Origin of the sequence: Streptococcus sp. 343_SSPC, from assembly GCF_001072385.1 — a bacterium.
Lineage (GTDB): Bacteria > Bacillota > Bacilli > Lactobacillales > Streptococcaceae > Streptococcus.
On record NZ_JVKU01000017.1, the window covers coordinates 1 to 16,875 of the forward strand.

The 16,875-nt window shown below is 39.6% G+C and carries 17 protein-coding genes; 10 read left to right on the forward strand and 7 right to left on the reverse strand.

The window, feature by feature from the left end; genetic code table 11:
- Nucleotides 1-52: 52 nt before the first annotated feature.
- The 4 genes from ADH27_RS05130 to ADH27_RS05145 are packed head-to-tail and all read right to left on the reverse strand — an operon-like array spanning nucleotide 53 to nucleotide 2,813.
- Nucleotides 53-838: an ABC transporter permease gene (locus tag ADH27_RS05130; protein ID WP_003013947.1), complete on the reverse strand. Its 786-nt coding sequence runs from the start codon at nucleotides 836-838 to the stop codon at nucleotides 53-55.
- A gap of 1 nt (nucleotide 839) precedes the next feature.
- Complete coding sequence (locus tag ADH27_RS05135; RefSeq protein WP_003013825.1) at nucleotides 840-1,634, reverse strand: ABC transporter permease; 795 nt, start codon at nucleotides 1,632-1,634, stop codon at nucleotides 840-842.
- Entirely contained in the window at nucleotides 1,631-2,617 is a 987-nt protein-coding gene (locus ADH27_RS05140) for an ABC transporter ATP-binding protein (RefSeq protein ID WP_003010129.1), read from the reverse strand. Before ADH27_RS05140 ends, ADH27_RS05135 begins: the two co-directional genes overlap by 4 nt.
- Nucleotides 2,610-2,813, reverse strand: a complete 204-nt coding sequence (locus ADH27_RS05145) for a hypothetical protein (RefSeq protein ID WP_003010127.1) — start codon at nucleotides 2,811-2,813, stop codon at nucleotides 2,610-2,612. The genes ADH27_RS05140 and ADH27_RS05145 overlap by 8 nt, the downstream gene beginning before the upstream one ends.
- A 951-nt stretch (nucleotides 2,814-3,764) precedes the next feature.
- Between ADH27_RS05145 and ADH27_RS05150 the strand changes: the two genes are divergently transcribed.
- Nucleotides 3,765-4,361, forward strand: a complete 597-nt coding sequence (locus tag ADH27_RS05150; RefSeq protein WP_009732005.1) for a hypothetical protein — start codon at nucleotides 3,765-3,767, stop codon at nucleotides 4,359-4,361.
- 2 nt (nucleotides 4,362-4,363) lie between these two features.
- Nucleotides 4,364-4,588, forward strand: a complete 225-nt coding sequence (locus tag ADH27_RS05155) for a helix-turn-helix transcriptional regulator (protein ID WP_009732004.1) — start codon at nucleotides 4,364-4,366, stop codon at nucleotides 4,586-4,588.
- Between the two features lie 314 nt (nucleotides 4,589-4,902).
- Here ADH27_RS05155 and ADH27_RS05160 read toward each other — a convergent pair whose 3' ends face one another.
- The 3 genes from ADH27_RS05160 to ADH27_RS05170 all read right to left on the reverse strand — a co-directional run bounded on the left by ADH27_RS05160 (nucleotide 4,903) and on the right by ADH27_RS05170 (nucleotide 7,747).
- Nucleotides 4,903-5,538 (reverse strand): SdpI family protein, encoded by a 636-nt coding sequence (locus ADH27_RS05160; RefSeq protein ID WP_048716265.1) that lies wholly within the window; start codon nucleotides 5,536-5,538, stop codon nucleotides 4,903-4,905.
- Nucleotides 5,525-5,806, reverse strand: a complete 282-nt coding sequence (locus ADH27_RS05165; protein ID WP_048716268.1) for an autorepressor SdpR family transcription factor — start codon at nucleotides 5,804-5,806, stop codon at nucleotides 5,525-5,527. Before ADH27_RS05165 ends, ADH27_RS05160 begins: the two co-directional genes overlap by 14 nt.
- A gap of 210 nt (nucleotides 5,807-6,016) precedes the next feature.
- Nucleotides 6,017-7,747 (reverse strand): LPXTG cell wall anchor domain-containing protein, encoded by a 1,731-nt coding sequence (locus tag ADH27_RS05170; protein WP_048716270.1) that lies wholly within the window; start codon nucleotides 7,745-7,747, stop codon nucleotides 6,017-6,019.
- 402 nt (nucleotides 7,748-8,149) lie between these two features.
- Between ADH27_RS05170 and asnA the strand changes: the two genes are divergently transcribed.
- From asnA to nrdG, 8 genes are all read left to right on the forward strand, one after another.
- Nucleotides 8,150-9,142 (forward strand): aspartate--ammonia ligase, encoded by a 993-nt coding sequence (gene asnA, locus ADH27_RS05175; RefSeq protein WP_048692049.1) that lies wholly within the window; start codon nucleotides 8,150-8,152, stop codon nucleotides 9,140-9,142.
- A 191-nt stretch (nucleotides 9,143-9,333) separates the two neighbouring features.
- Complete coding sequence (gene hisS, locus ADH27_RS05180; protein ID WP_048716272.1) at nucleotides 9,334-10,608, forward strand: histidine--tRNA ligase; 1,275 nt, start codon at nucleotides 9,334-9,336, stop codon at nucleotides 10,606-10,608.
- A gap of 157 nt (nucleotides 10,609-10,765) precedes the next feature.
- Entirely contained in the window at nucleotides 10,766-12,547 is a 1,782-nt protein-coding gene (locus tag ADH27_RS05185) for a heme transporter CcmD (protein ID WP_048716273.1), read from the forward strand.
- Nucleotides 12,548-12,672: 125 nt separating this feature from the next.
- On the forward strand, nucleotides 12,673-14,883 hold the full coding sequence (gene nrdD, locus ADH27_RS05190; RefSeq protein WP_048716275.1) for an anaerobic ribonucleoside-triphosphate reductase: 2,211 nt from the start codon (nucleotides 12,673-12,675) through the stop codon (nucleotides 14,881-14,883).
- 12 nt (nucleotides 14,884-14,895) lie between these two features.
- Entirely contained in the window at nucleotides 14,896-15,036 is a 141-nt protein-coding gene (locus ADH27_RS10320; RefSeq protein ID WP_129822760.1) for a hypothetical protein, read from the forward strand.
- Nucleotides 15,037-15,081: 45 nt separating this feature from the next.
- Nucleotides 15,082-15,582 carry a GNAT family N-acetyltransferase gene (locus ADH27_RS05195; RefSeq protein ID WP_048716276.1) on the forward strand — a complete coding sequence of 167 codons (501 nt, stop codon included), beginning with the start codon at nucleotides 15,082-15,084 and terminating at the stop codon, nucleotides 15,580-15,582.
- A gap of 9 nt (nucleotides 15,583-15,591) precedes the next feature.
- Nucleotides 15,592-16,137, forward strand: a complete 546-nt coding sequence (locus ADH27_RS05200) for a GNAT family N-acetyltransferase (protein ID WP_009731856.1) — start codon at nucleotides 15,592-15,594, stop codon at nucleotides 16,135-16,137.
- Entirely contained in the window at nucleotides 16,103-16,693 is a 591-nt protein-coding gene (gene nrdG, locus ADH27_RS05205; RefSeq protein ID WP_048716277.1) for an anaerobic ribonucleoside-triphosphate reductase activating protein, read from the forward strand. Before ADH27_RS05200 ends, nrdG begins: the two co-directional genes overlap by 35 nt.
- The last annotated feature ends 182 nt before the right edge of the window (nucleotides 16,694-16,875 follow it).

Here is a 16,875-nt window from a genome sequence, read left to right on the forward strand (position 1 = left end):
AAAGTACAGCGAATCACTTCCTTTAGTCAAACATATAACTGAACAACATTGTTTATCTTCCTGCACTTTCATATTTTTTCAATCCTTTTCTAAAAATTGTACGACTGATAATAATCAAAAAAACTGTAAAAACTATTTGATAGAAAAATAGGTTCAATGTATCTTTCCCTAAAAATATTAATACTGCAGGATTGGCAATTAATAAATTGGGAACAAATAACATAGTGATCAATCTGTTAATACCTGTAAAAATATTATATGGATACTTAGAAATTCCAATATAATTCAAAAATACATCTACTTTTGAAAATTTAGTTGGGAACCAAAATGAACTAATCGTTATTAGAAACCAAATTGAATAATATATAATACAACCACACATTAAAGAAAGGATATAAAATAATATTTTTAATGAATTTAAATGTACATTTAAATTTCCATAACTTATAAAAATGATCGCAAGACCAAAAAAAGTATTCACGAATTGAACTAAATTAAATGATCTAAAAATATAGAACAACTGAGTATCAAACGGCCTCAATAAAATTTGATCCAAGTTACCACTCAAAATATCTGATTCTAAAATTCCCATACTTCTAATTAACAATCCCATCATAACTCCATCTACAATAGTGTAGGAACCTACCAAAAATAAAATTTGATAATAGTCCCAACCATTAAAAGAGTCTATGTTTAAGAAAATCAATCTAAAAAATACAATAGGTAAACCAATCCACAGTATCGACGAAAATAGACCACAAAAGAAGTCAAAATGAAAATTCATATCAGATTTAAAACCAAAATGAAGTAGCCTAAAAATTACTTTTATTCTAAACATTTTATCCTCCCACATTTGAGAAGTGCTCCACTCCTTTTCTCAATATGAATCTTGATATAATATAAAAAATGATGCACCAAATCAATTGAATACAAATAATTCTCAAATAGTCTATTAATTTATATGTATCATTACTAAACATCTGAAGCGGTTCATATACTAAGTATTTAAAAGGTAATACATCTAAAAACAGACGAAAATTATTTGAAAAAAAACTTAAAGGCAATAATATTCCTGATAAAAACTGAATTACTATTTCTTTAACAGTAAGGACAAAAAATATATTTTCTAACCAAAAAGAAAGCATACCTACACAACATGATATTAAAAACCATAGAACCATAGATAGAATAATTGCAATACTTCCTAAAATAAGAATTTCAATGGTTAATAACTCATTCTTGTAATAAACACTGGAGAATAAAATGACAGGAATGATGATAAATAATAAATGAGCAAGCCTATCTCCAAGCATTTTACAAAAATAATACTTATAAAAAGTAACAGGTTTTATTAATATGCTAAAAAAATTTCCTGAATGAACATCGTCATTGATTTCCCAATCAACTGGATAAAAAACAAAATATGAAAAAATTATAGTCCCCAAATAGTATTGAACCATTGAGGTAAAATCATATCCTGCTATATTTATCTGGTTACTCTGATATATATACGTCCATAAAAATACTGATATCATAATTTGTATACTTGCCTGTAACATTAACAATAGTACACTTGATTTATAGTTCAAAATAGATCGAAATGATATCAGAATAATAGACATTTCTTTTTTCAATTGTGCTCCTTTTTTGTAAAATAGTTTTGTAAAATAATTTCTTCTAAAGAAAGATTTGATATTTCAAAATCTTCTATATCTACAAGCTTATTGATTGATTCTAATGTCTCAAAGACAAAATCTCTAGGTATTTTTAGTATACATTCCGATTTTGTTTGAGAAATGACTACTACTCCTTTAACAGAGCATAACTCTGGTACCAAATCTAATGTCATTTTTATCTTTAAATATTTAAAATCAGAAAATTTAGATAAAATAACATCCATTGACTCCTGCAAAATAATTTTTCCTTTGTCAATGACGATTAATTCGTCACAAACAGACGAAATATCATCCATATCATGACTCGTTAAAATAATAGTAGTATGACATTCTTCATTCATTTTCTTTAAAAATGTTCTGATATCTTTTTTAGACTGTATATCTAACCCTATAGTAGGCTCGTCTAAAAATAATATTTCCGGACTTGTTAAAGATGCCGCGATAAACTCCATTTTCATTTTTTGTCCAAGAGAGAGGGTCCGGACCTGCTGGTAAAGCTGATCTTTTACATTCAACAAATTGCTTAATTCCTGAATTCGTTCTTGTAAAATCGCCGGTTCTACCTCATATAAAGTACCAATCAATTGAAAATAATCCATAGCCGAAACATCTTGAAATAACTGTAATTTATTTCCTACTACTATTGAAATTTTTTTTCTAAAATTTATACTTCTTTTAAATGGAATTTCTCCATTCACTTCTAATTTTCCGGAACTAGGATAAAGAGTCCCAGTCAACATTTTAATCGTTGTGGATTTACCAGCTCCATTACTCCCAATAAAGCCAACTATACTCCCTCTCTTAATCGTAAAACTAATATCTTGAACAGCTCGAATCGTTATTTGATTACGTTTCAAAAATCTCTTGATAAATGGGAGTCTTGAATCAAAATTATAAAAATTTTTAGATAAATTCTGAGCATTAATAACTATTTCACTCATATATCTCTCCTTTCGATAAAATATATTTACTTGTACTTTTTCCATACTTTACCAAAATGCTAAAGATTGAGCTAAAATCTTCGGGATGGGTAAAATAATATTTGTCTTTAAAAAGTTTCTCAAAACCTTCAAGGCGATTATTGAAATCATTAAATTTTGTATTGTCTAGCTGGTTGAATGTCTCTTTAATATCCATAAACTTTCTCCGTGATTCTTTATTTCACTTTATAAATAGAAGAGTGTCTATATATTTATAGATCCTCAAGAACTTGCATTTTATCAAGTATAAGTAGAATAGTATGTAAGGGTTTACATATTCATATTATATGATTGTTTAAGGAATCCGTCAATTTTCCACATTATTATATGACAAAATGTATTTTTTAAAAATGCAAAAATCTATGAGCAAGATGTTTGACTTCCTTTTTTAAAGTATATATACTTATATTAACCTTAGAAAAGAAAAAATGTTTGAACAGATATTCAATAATAATTACTTTTTTTAAAATTAAAATTCGAACTTTAAATTTTTATCTTTTTTATATTATTGAGTAACCTAAATTGCCCAATTTGTAAAATTTAGCTAGACAAAAAAAGACATCCAAGAGAAATTCTTAAATGTCTGTAAACGTTGATATAAGCGTGTTGATTAACGTTTTGATAATTGTGATGCTTTACGAGCTTTCTTAAGACCTGGTTTGGAAAGTTTGGGTTTCAGTTGGATTAAAAATAGCGTCATATCAAGGCTTTTCAGAACGGAATCTACTGATTAATTTCATAAAATTTGAATCAGTATTTTTTAAACAGGGGAATAGTTTAGGTCTGTAAGAATTAACTTATACATTTACAAGGTTCATTCTGATCGACTTTATAACTGTCTAAGAAAAAAGTAAAGATTCATACAGTATCTAGATTTTCCAAAAATTCTTTATCATCAAATATTATTAACAAAACTATCCAAACTAAATCCGATACATTGCTTCAAAGAATTCTTTAGTTGTTTGACTAGCGAGGTCTTTAATTAAAAAAATTTTTAAAATAATTACCACCTTGACACATAAATTCTTGCTTTCCAAGTTTAAATGTGATATATTTATAACATAAATTTTAAGTGTTATATATTTATAACATAAAAAAGGAGTCTATCGTGAAAAAAAGTCAAAAAATGCGTGGCCTCATTGCAATGATTGCCGTAGCTCTCTTTATTGATTTTATTGTTTTATTTGGTTCTAATCTTAGTTGGGGATCCAAGTTAGTTATTACTGGTATTTCAGTGTCAGGTCAAATTATAGCTATATGGAGCTGGCTACATATGAAACCACGGCCTCATAAGATTCAGAAAGGTGAGGGGAAGACTATTTTTGACTTGTCTGCTAAGCTTTACACGATACTTTTTTTTGCAGCAAGCATTTTTTATACAGTAGGGATTTGGGTTGCGACCCCAAGCGAAAGTTCTGGTATTAAAGAATGGATTTTGGGAATTGGTCTCGTTATTGAAGTGATTGTATTTGGTTTTTTCTGTTTGAAAAATGTCAAGGAAACTCCGGACGAACGCTTTTATGCTAATTTAGCCAAGGCAGCTAGCTTGATGTTTGTTTTTATACTAGGCGCACTGATGATTCTAGCAGTTATCATTGGGTATATAGGGTCTCTCACTCTTCACATGGGCCAGATCTTTATTAGCATATCTGCCTTGATTTTCATCTTTGCGGTTGTCTATCTTATCTTGGAACGGAGAGGATAAGCATGGCCAAAGAAAGCAAGATTATTACTAATCTCAAATCTGTTCGTGAGTCCACAGGCATGACCCAGCAGGAGTTAGCCGACCTCATCGGCATGCGACGCGAGACAATTCTGCACTTAGAAAATAACCGTTACAATCCTTCGCTGGAAATGGCTCTTAAAATTGCTCAAGTTTTTAATCTGAAAATAGAAGACCTCTTTGAACTCAGACAGAAAGAGGAAGCATAATTCTTTTCGAGACCTAGTATTAGGTTCATTGATTAATTAGGAATTGAAGCCAAAGGAAAAATCCTTTTTAGTCGTGATAAAGAAGTTATTTCATTGATACCTAACTTACATTGCTTAAAGAGAAATAAAAATGGAACCCCTAGTCATCCACTCTACTTATCCAAAGACATAAAACCTTCCTCATACAAAGGATAGACCTTCGACTTTCAGAAAAAAATCTTTCCCTGAAAATTTGGAATTTGAAACGATGAATATGCAAAAACAACCAGAAAAGAAACAGTTCACGACTGCTTCTTCTCTGGTTGTTTTTTATACTAACGATTTTTCCGACTTAATTGATAAGAGTACATCACAGGGATAAGGACAATGGCGAGGAGGACCAGCACCAGTACATAAGAAATAGCGAATTGAAGGCCTGCTTCAAGAAGAAGGATCAAACCTCCGAGGACCCACAACTTCCCTGCCAAGCGATGAGTTTTGTGCCAGTTATCTTCACTCTGCAAGGTCCAAGGCAGACGGATTCCAACCGTGTGATTCACTTTCAACTTAGGCATGTAATTGCCCATGATCACAAAGATAAGACCCAGCAAAACCGAAACAAAAACAGATGGATTGGTAGTAGAACCTAGTGCCTTACTATAGATGAGATAAGAGACACTTAAGGAAACGATTGGAGTCAACCAGTAAATCACTCTGACCATTTTCTCATTCATAGTACGGTTCTTAGGATCGCGTCCGATCATAAAGATCACAAACAGATGCACCAAGAGAAGGAAAAAAGGAAGACCAAACACAGCTAGTGCTTTCGATTGGAAGTTATTGGCCTGACCGGCAAGATTAAAGTGAATCGGGATTTGGTTAGGCAATTGTGACCAAATGATCAAGCCCCAAAGTATGGGGAAGAGTGTTACGGTAGAAGTTACAGTCAATAGAGTTTTATTTGTTTTCATCAGTAGAATCTCCTTTCAAATCAACGAGCCAGATCATCAAATCTTCCAAGACAGAAGTATTGAGTTCATAGTAGATAAAATTCTTCTCTTTTTCCTCTCGAATTAAATCTGCCTGCTTGAGGAGGCTTAAATGATGGGAAATGGTCGCTCCTGCTACATCAAAGTGGCCAGCGATATCTCCAGCAGATAATTTTCCCGCCTTTAGCAGTTCTAAGATACTTCGTCTTATCGGATTTGATAAAGCTTTAAATGTTTGCGCAAAATTCATTCTTCATCTCCTCTAATCTATTTAGATATCTTTCTAAATAGATTGTACAGCTTCAATATAATTTTGTCGATTCTATTTAGAAAAAAATCTAAATAGGTCCATCTTGAATCCCCTTACGACCTGCTAGAAGGATGCTGTTGCCAGTAGGAATGTTGTTTTAGAAGACAAAAAACCTCTAGCCATTAGCTAGAGGTTACGATTTAGTCAGGTTTATTGATTTGAAAGTTTACGTTTCAATAAGATAGCACCGGTTAGAACAACTGCTCCGAGGACGATGAATCCAGTAGTTGCGACGTCACCTGTACTTGGGAGAACTTTCTTACGACCTTTACCTTTGCCATCGCCGGTACCTTCAGTTGTTGAAGATGATGGAGTTGGGGTTGGAGTAGTCGTCACTTTAGTAGTCGGTTCTTCGCTTGTAGTAGTTGTTGTCGTTGTTTCACCTGTCGTAGTTGTCGTTGTTGTATCTTCTTTGGTTGTAGTAGTCGTTGAAGATGTAGTCGGTTCTTCAGTTGTAGTTGTAGTCGTAGTTGTTGTTGTTTCACCTGTAGTGGTTGAAGTAGTAGTCGGCTCTTCAGTCGTCGTAGTCGTTGAAGTAGTCGTTGTGGTGGTTGTAGTCGTTGTAGTCGTTGTAGTCGTGGTCGTAGTTGTTTCTTCCTTCGGATTGACGATCGTCTTGGTTACTGAGTGATCGGCTCCGAAATCTTCAGTATTGACTTCTGTATCTGCAGATTTGATGGTGTAGCCTGCGGGTGCTTCTGTTTCAGTTAAGATATACTTATCTTTTAGCAAAGCACTGACAGTAATGTTCCCGTTTTCGTCGGTTACATACTCACCGATGACTTGGTTGTTCGCTTGACGTACGACCTTGAATTTGGCACCTTGAAGAGGTTGGTTGGCATCATCTACTTTGTGGATATTGATAGTAAATACATAGCCAACACCAGAGCCACCAGCGATTTGTACAGCGGCAGCATTGGTTACTTCTTTCACTACTGTATTTTTTCCTTTCAAGATGGCATCATTTTTTAGGAGTTCGCCATCTACAGGCTCGTAGTTGAGCTCAACGTCGTAAGCAATACGATACTGGTCGTTTTCAGTGATATCGCCTAAGTCAACTACAAAGGATTGGCCGTCTTCACTAATGGTCACCTTGTGTTGGTCAGTGACATCTGTTCGGTTGCTAAATTGCCATTCACCTGATACAAAGGCAAAGGTACCTTTCAGCACCTTGATGCTACCAGGCACATAAGAAGCGTTGGTAAATTTCATGTGATCTTCAATGGTCACGCTATTGATATTTTCTCTGGTCCGGTTGACAGAAATGGTATAGGATACCTTCTTGTGATTGTCTGAATTCACCCAGCTCGTCTTTGTCAAAACTTTGGGATTCCCGTCTCCAACTCCCTTGAAGGTTACTTTTCCACCAACCTTAAGCTCGTTGTTAATGGTGATTTCAATCGGAATTTCTCCTTTTTCAGGGTGCTTTTGGAAATCAATCCGTGCATAGAAGAAGAAGGAGCCGTTTGTGTCAGAGTGTTTTTCAACATAGTCTGTATAGGTGAGGGAAATCGATTTTTTTGCAGCATCTACGGTTGCATGAGCGATGACCTCGTTGGTGTTAACATCTCGAATCTCGAAGCTATCTGAAGAAATGATGAGGGCATCTGGCACAGTCACGACGGTGGTGTCCCCTGCCTTGACATTTTTTCCAGCTAAATCGTAGGTGGCATTAATTCGGAAAGTAGCCCATTGCTCCAACTCCCAAGTGAGATCTCCACCTTCGTTATTGGTGACGTTGACACTGGTAATCGTGTCCGCAAATTTTCCTGTTACCGAAACAGTCGATGTTTCAGCAGATGATCTATTCAAACCTAAAGTGAATAGGGTGGCTAGTAAACAAAGAACAAATGGGAAAATCCAAAATTTCTTTTTATCCATAATTTTCTTCCTTTTTCATAAGATGGGTGTTTAATAAACAATCCTACTCTTAGTTCAACTAAGACGAACCGTAGGCTTCCAAAAGATGGAGTTGCTATTAAACGACACGGTATTGCGACAGGTTACTCGGTTGTTAGTTACGGTGTTGTTAAGAATGAAATCCTCCCTTTGTTCAAACAATCACAAGATCGTCTTCTTAGATAGATTGTAGCACAAAAAGCACCTTATTTCAACAGTATAACTTTGATTGTTAAAATAAAAATGAGTATAAAATAGATAGGTTAAATAGCTGAAAGGAGAGGGTCTTGAAACAGCTTTCAAAACCCCTTTTTGAAGCAGTAGGTATTGCTTTTTCTCTAAAAAAGCGTATAATCAAATTCATACTATTTAAAGGGAGTCTCTATGAAGAAGAGTTTTATTCATCAGCAAGAAGAAATTTCATTTGTAAAAACAACATTTACTCAATATTTGAAAGACAAACTAGAAGTCGTTGAGGTTCAAGGTCCAATCTTGAGCAAGGTAGGAGATGGGATGCAGGACAACCTATCCGGTGTGGAAAACCCTGTCTCTGTAAAGGTCTTACAAATTCCTAATGAAACCTATGAAGTCGTTCATTCCCTAGCGAAATGGAAACGTCATACCTTGGCGCGGTTTGGCTTTGGGGAAGGGGAAGGTCTCTTCGTCCATATGAAGGCCCTTCGTCCGGATGAGGATTCGTTGGATGCGACCCACTCAGTTTATGTCGATCAGTGGGACTGGGAGAAGGTCATTCCAAACGGCAGCCGCAACCTTGCATACTTGAAAGAAACAGTCGAAAAAATCTACAAGGCCATTCGCTTGACGGAGCTAGCTGTCGAAGCTCGCTATGATATTGAATCTATCTTACCGAAACAAATCACCTTTATCCACACAGAAGAGTTGGTAGAGCGTTACCCTGACTTGACGCCGAAAGAACGGGAAAATGCCATCACCAAAGAATATGGAGCCGTCTTTTTGATTGGGATTGGTGGCGTCTTATCAGATGGCAAACCGCATGATGGACGGGCGCCGGACTATGATGACTGGACGACAGAAACAGAAAATGGCTACAAGGGCTTAAATGGGGATATTCTAGTTTGGAATGATAACCTAGGTGCGGCTTTCGAATTGTCTTCTATGGGGATCCGGGTCGATGAGGATACCCTCAAACGCCAGGTTGCTATTACAGGAGATCAAGATCGTTTAGAGTTGGAATGGCATCGTGCGCTCTTGAATGGCTTGTTTCCACTAACTATCGGAGGTGGGATCGGTCAATCACGGATGGCTATGTTCTTGCTTCGTAAGAAACATATCGGTGAAGTCCAGACCAGCGTCTGGCCACAAGAAGTTCGCGAACAATATGAAAATATCTTATAAGATAGTGGAAAGTAAAGTAGCGAAAGAAATGGAGCCTTGCATGTGATGCAGGCTCTATTTTTATGGGACTGGAGAAGTTACCTTTTTCTGTTCCTGATGGGCTTGTGGGATGATTTTATCGCTTGAGCACTGTCACGAACTGGAAATTATGATAGAATAAATAGTACAAAGCAAGCAAAGGAGTGGTGTCTATGAAATTACAAAAACCAAAAGGAACCCAAGATATCCTGCCACAGGAGTCTGCTAAGTGGCAATATGTAGAAGGATTTGCTCGCGAAACCTTTAAAAAATACAATTATGCAGAGATCCGCACACCGATATTTGAGCATTACGAGGTGATTAGTCGTTCGGTAGGGGATACAACGGATATCGTGACCAAGGAGATGTACGACTTCTATGATAAGGGAGATCGTCACATTACTTTGCGTCCAGAAGGGACAGCACCGGTGGTCCGCTCCTATGTTGAAAATAAACTCTTTGCACCAGAGGTTCAAAAGCCAAGCAAGGTCTATTATATCGGCCCTATGTTCCGCTATGAGCGTCCTCAGGCTGGCCGCTTGCGTCAATTCCACCAGATTGGAGTAGAGTGTTTTGGTTCTAGCAATCCTGCAACGGATGTCGAGACGATTGCCATGGCTGACCACTTCTTCAAAGAAATCGGGATTGAAAATGTCGTCCTCCACTTGAATACCCTTGGTAGCACAGCCAGTCGGACGGCTTATCGTCAAGCTTTGATTGACTACCTCCTTCCAATGAAAGACCAACTTTCAAAGGATAGCCAACGTCGTTTAGAGGAAAATCCGCTCCGCGTTTTGGATTCAAAAGAAAAAGAAGACAAACAAGCGGTTGAGAATGCTCCATCTATTCTGGACTACTTGGATGAAGAAAGCCAGGCACACTTTGCTGCTGTTCGGGCTATGCTAGACGGTCTAGGAATTGACTATGTCATCGACACCAACATGGTTCGTGGCCTAGACTATTACAACCACACCATTTTCGAATTCGTGACAAAAGTCGATGGAAATGAATTGACTGTTTGTGCGGGAGGCCGTTACGATGGCTTGGTAGAATATTTTGGTGGGCCAGCAACTCCTGGATTCGGTTTCGGGATGGGACTGGAACGTCTCTTGTTGATCCTCGATAAACAAGGAGTTGAACTTCCTGTTGAGGCATCGTTGGATGTCTATGTGGCTGTTCTGGGTTCAGAAGCAGAAGTAGCCGCCTTGGAATTGGTTCAGGCTCTTCGTCGTCAAGGCTTTATCGCAGAACGTGATTACCTAGGACGTAAGTTGAAGGCTCAGTTCAAGTCAGCTGACGTCTTTGGGGCAAAAACCATCATTGCCTTAGGTGGTAGCGAGGTTGAAAGTGGCCAAATCACCGTCAAAAACAACCAGACTCGTCAGGAAGTGACCACTTCCATCGAAGACGTAAAAAACGATTTTCAGACTATCTTGAATCAACTTTAAAAAGAAAAGACGGATGCCTAGAGGGTATCGGTCTTTTTTTAAACCATCTATCATCTCCTTGTGGAGAAAGCTGACAGTTGGGTCCATTTTTGATATACTAGTAGGGTGTGCATGTGCCCTTTAGCACTTGCAAGTCTAGTAAAGGAAAAAACAAGGTATGAGTGAAAAAGAAAAAGAATCGCATAAACTTGGCTTAAGTGTCGGGTCCAATTTTCAAGATACTCAAGAGCTACGAAAAGTATTGGAACAATCAATTAGCCGGGAAGAAGAAGTTTTGACTGCTAGTCAACCGGTGGAATCAGAGCAGGACCTGGAAGAGAGCCAAGTTGATGGAGAAGGGTCCGAAACGGAAGCTTCGACCGAAACTCTAAGTCGCTTATCACGATCTGGTCATCATCGCAAAGAGAAGGTTGAAGCGCGGCCAAAAGACCAAGAGGATATAGAAGAGACATTAGAAGATCAAGAAGATGAGAAGTCGTTGGGGCGTTATGCTATTAAGCGACCAGTTCCCTTGTCACTACCAATTGCTTTTAGCGTCTTACTCGGGATGGTCCATGTAGCCCTTCCGTTTATCAACTTACTTGCGACCAATCAACAAACACAGGACTTATATGCTGGTTGGGCGATTTCTCAAGGTCAAGTTCCCTATGGTCATTTCTTTGGGGTCAATGGTTTGCTCTACTATGGGCTCAGTGGCTTAGGAAGTTTGGTAGGGGGTCAAGTTCTCCTGGTGGTCTTCCAGATTTTAGCCTACTTTTTTGCTGGGACGAGCCTATATCGGATGGTCAGAAGCCTGGTTGCAAGTGAAAAAATTGCAGGACAAGTTCAGCTACTCTTCTACCTTCTTGCTGGAGTGCTTGGATTTGGTGGGAACTATGCTGTCTTTTATGCCCTTCCCTTCCTCTTTAGCTCTATGAATTTCATTCTTGCTTATCTAGAGGGTGAGAAAACAGACGAATCCTTTGTCGCCTACGGTGCAGGAGCCTGTTTGGCCTTTATGATTGTGCCATGGCTGAGTGTGATTTTTTATCTGCTAGCTTTTCTGGGATTGACAGCTTATCATGTGAAGCAAAAGAAATTAGCCCATGGCTTCTATCAATTCCTTGCTGCCCTCTTGGGATTCTCGCTTCTCTTTTATCCTTTAGGATACATCACCGTGTGGAACGGCTCTTTTGGATATGCAATCCATCAGACCTTGTATAGTCTCCGCTCCCTCCAGTTTGATGCCGGGCATCTCTTTGCCAACCTAGTTTATTACTGTTTATTGCTCCTGACGCTTGGTTTCGCTTCAGCTTTCGTCATGTCCTTCCGAAAAGTATCGACAAGTGGTCAACGTGTGATTCGGTTTATGAGTTGGTTCGGTCTTCTGCTAGTTGTTGCAGTTGTGGTTGGGACACCAGAGCAAGGAGCCTATCAGTTCCTTAGCCTGTTACCTTTTGGTCTTCCCTTGTTAGCCCTTTGGTTTGCTGGGGATGAGTCGACTTATCAGCGCCGAAAGATGAAGAACAATTCAATCTGGGACCTTTATTTCTCCAGTCAAGCCTTCCTACCGATTTTGGCAATGGCTTATTTAGTAGGCTATCCAGTTGTGAATCAATTGATTCTTCAAAACAATCTAACTAGTGACCGAAGTGCAATTGCTCAGTATATCAAGAGTCATAGCGATTCCAAAGATACTATCTATGCTTGGGATCAGACAGCTCATCTCTATCAAGAAAGTGGCCGCTTAGCAGCTTCAGCCCTCCTAACTCCGACTGCCTATATGGGGCCGAGGGAAAATCGAACCAATCTGATTAATCAGATTAAGCAAGCCAGGCCGAAGTTTATTGTGGTCAATAAGGACCTAGATGTAACGTCTGCTCTGCAGAAAGTTCTAACCAAAAATTATGAAAAAGTGAACCAGAAGGGTTCGCAGTACACCTTGTACCAATATAAATAGAATATCAATATCTTGTGGTTTTGAAATGAAATAACATTTTTTTCCACAAGATATTGATTTTTTATTTTTGAGTGATATAATATGGGGTGAATTGTATTTGTATAAAAAAGAAAGTGGGCGAGCGTATGATAACGTTACGAGAAGAGCATATCCAAAGTCTCCCCCAACTCTTTGTGGAAAAGAGAGATGGGCGGAAGGTCAAGTTTGATGTCGATAAAATATACCGTGCTTTGGTTAAGGCGACAGAAGAAGTGACAGGCCTCACTCCAGCCTTGGAAGCGAAATTAGAAACCGTTACAGACCGGATCGTTGCTGAAATTTTGGAACGCTTCCCTCGTGGCGTGAAAATCTACGAGATTCAAAATGTCGTTGAGCATGAGTTATTACAAGCCAATGAGTATGCGATTGCAGAGAGCTATATTACCTATCGGACTCAGCGGGATTTTGAGCGCTCAAAAGCAACCGATATCAATTTTACGATTGGCAAGCTCCTCAACAAGGACCAAGCAGTGGTGAATGAGAACGCCAATAAGGACAGTGATGTCTTCAACACCCAACGAGATTTGACAGCAGGGATCGTCGGCAAGTCCATTGGTCTCAAAATGTTGCCCAAACACGTAGCCAATGCCCACCAAAAAGGGGATATCCACTACCATGATTTAGACTATAGTCCTTATACTCCAATGACTAACTGTTGCTTGATCGATTTTGAAGGTATGTTAAAAAATGGCTTTAAGATTGGGAATGCAGAAGTAGAAAGTCCTAAGTCCATCCAAACTGCAACGGCTCAAATCTCGCAAATCATTGCCAATGTGGCCTCTAGCCAGTACGGTGGTTGCTCAGCAGATCGGATTGATGAAGTCCTGGCTCCTTATGCAGAGAAGAATTATGACAAGCATTTGAAGGAAGCTGAGGAGTGGGTTCTCCCTGAAAAACGTGAGGACTATGCTTGGCAAAAAACGAAAAAAGACATCTACGATGCCATGCAATCATTGGAGTATGAAATCAATACCCTCTTTACCTCCAATGGGCAAACCCCTTTCACCTCGCTGGGATTCGGGCTAGGGTCTAACCGTTTTGAACGCGAAATCCAAAAAGCTATTCTGGAGATTCGAATCAAGGGGCTCGGTTCGGAGCACCGGACCGCAATTTTCCCTAAGTTGATTTTTACCTTGAAAAGAGGTCTCAACTTAGAACCAGATAGTCCCAACTATGACATCAAGCAATTGGCCTTGGAATGTGCGACCAAACGCATGTATCCAGACGTTTTGTCTTATGACAAGATTGTAGAGTTGACAGGCTCCTTCAAGGTACCGATGGGATGTCGTTCTTTCCTTCAAGGTTGGAAGGACGAGAATGGTGTGGAAGTCAATTCTGGCCGGATGAATCTTGGAGTCGTGACAGTCAATCTTCCTCGGATAGCCTTAGAGTCGGAAGGAAATAAAGAGAAATTCTGGGAAATCTTTAATGAGCGGATGAACATCGCTGAAGACGCCTTGGTCTATCGGGTAGAGCGGACCAAGGAGGCAACCCCAGCCAATGCGCCGATTCTCTATCAGTATGGCGCTTTTGGGAAACGCTTGGGCAAATACGATCAGGTAGACCAGCTTTTCCGTAACCGTAGAGCGACGATTTCACTCGGTTATATCGGATTGTATGAAGTGGCGACGGTCTTTTATGGGCCTAACTGGGAAGAAAATCCAGAAGCCAAACAATTTACAATCGAAATCATTAAGGATATGAAGAAACGGGTCGAAGAATGGTCTGACCAATATGACTACCACTTCTCGATTTATTCGACGCCATCAGAAAGCTTGACAGACCGCTTCTGTCGCCTGGATACGGAGAAATTTGGGAAGGTTCCGGATATCACAGACAAGGAATACTATACCAATAGTTTCCACTACGATGTTCGCAAGAACCCAACCCCATTTGAGAAGCTGGATTTTGAAAAAGTTTATCCAGAAGCTGGAGCGACGGGTGGTTTCATCCACTATTGTGAGTACCCCGTTCTCCAACAAAATCCAAAAGCCCTTGAGGCGGTTTGGGATTATGCCTATGACCGGGTCGGATATCTCGGAACCAATACGCCGATTGACCGTTGCTACAAGTGTGACTTCGAAGGGGACTTCACACCAACCGAGCGTGGTTTTACTTGCCCAAACTGTGGCAATAGTGATCCCAAGACAGTAGATGTGGTCAAACGGACCTGCGGCTATCTCGGAAATCCTCAAGCTCGCCCCATGGTCAATGGCCGCCATAAGGAAATAGCTGCACGGGTGAAACACATGAATGGCTCCACGATCAAATCAGCTGGACAGCAAGTGACAGATTAGAAAAGGAAGATTATGGGAAAATACCAATTAGACGATAAAGGCAAGGCCCAGGTTCAACGATTCCACGAAAAGCATTCGACAGGTGGAGTCAATAAAAAAGACCGCGTGGCCAGCCTAAGAGAGAAATTTTTAAAAAAGGCTAAGAAAAAATAAAAGTGAGAGTCCGCTCTCGCTTTTCTCGTATGGGGGGAGGTAAAGATGGAACTACGCAGACCGACTCTAGCAGATAAAGAAACTGTATTAGACATGATGGCAGAGTTTGAAGCGAATCAATCAGCTCACGATGGCGGATTTTGGGATGCTGAGAATTTTGTTTATGAAGAGTGGTTGGAAAGTAATCAGAATCATGAAATGGGGATTAATTTGCCTGAAGGGTGGGTGCCTGATATTCAGTTAGTTGCTTTTTCGAGAGATGGACAAGCCGTAGGGTTTCTCAATCTGAGATTGCGTCTTAGTGACTATTTGCTGGAGGTAGGTGGTCATATTGGCTATAGTATCCGTCCCTCTGCGCGTGGGCAAGGATTGGCAAAAGAGCAGCTGCGGCAAGGATTGCAAGTAGCCAAAAGTAAAAATATCAAACGTGCTTTAGTGACTTGTGATAGTGACAATGCTGCCAGTCGAGCAGTGATTCTGACTAATGGCGGAGCTTTAGAGGATGTTCGAGGCGGGAAAGAGCGCTATTGGATTGATTTAGATTGAGGAAAGTTTATGAAGTTACAACGACCAACTTTAGAAGATAAAGACGCGATTTTAGAGATGATTGCTGAGTTCGATGCTGCAAAATCCTATATGCACGGTGGCATGGGCTCCACTTGGAAGCGAGCAAAGGATTTTGCGGATTGGTTGCGAATCGTAGAGCAGCAGGAGGATACTGAGAATCTGCCAGAAGGCTGGGTTCCTACCATTCAATTTTTATCCTTTGATGAGACTGGCTACCCTCTGGGCTTTTTAGCCCTGCGCTTGTCCTTGAATGACAAATTATTTGTAGAGGGTGGTCACATTGGCTATTCCATCCGGCCCAGTCAACGCAGAAAGGGCTTGGCTAAGTTGCAGCTAGAGCTAGGACTAGCAGAGGCTCGAAAGCAAGGATTGGAACGAGTACTGATTACCTGTGATGAAGACAACGAAGCCAGTCGTCGCACCATTCTCTCTGCTGGTGGTGTTTACGAAAACACAATCGACAGAAGTCAGCGCTACTGGATTGATTTGGAGGATGAAGATGAACAATCCCAAACCTCAAGAATGGAAAAGTAAGGAGCTGAGTAAAGGGCGAATCATTGACTATAAGGCCTTTAACTTTGTAGATGGCGAAGGTGTCCGCAACTCCCTTTATGTAGCGGGTTGCATGTTTCACTGCGAGGGCTGTTACAATGTAGCCACCTGGTCTTTTAACGCGGGTATTCCCTACACCAAAGAGTTAGAAGAACAGATCATGGCCGATTTGGCCCAACCCTATGTTCAGGGCTTGACCCTGCTTGGGGGGGAACCTTTTCTCAACACTGGTATCCTGCTGCCTTTGGTCAAGCGCGTGAAAAGAGAATTGCCTGACAAAGATATCTGGTCTTGGACCGGCTACACTTGGGAAGAAATGATGTTAGAAACGCCTGATAAACTGGAGCTCTTGTCGCTGATTGATATCCTGGTCGATGGACGGTATGATAAAAGCAAACGCAACCTCATGTTGCAGTTCCGAGGCTCTTCTAACCAGCGGATCATTGATGTTCAAAAATCATTGAAAGAAGGAAAGGTTGTCATCTGGGACAAGCTCAATGATGGCAAGGATTCCTATGAGCAAATAAAAAGAGACTAGCACGAGTCGAATAGCAATTATAAAGATGGACTTTTCGTGATTTTTCAGTTTGCAAGAAGTGGGCTCTTTTTTCAGACAATTTCATTCTCACTGATAAAATTCAGAAGGATTCATGGTATAATGGAATAGATTGTACGAAAGCTAGAGTGATCCAACTCGTACATTTAAGGAACAGAATGAGG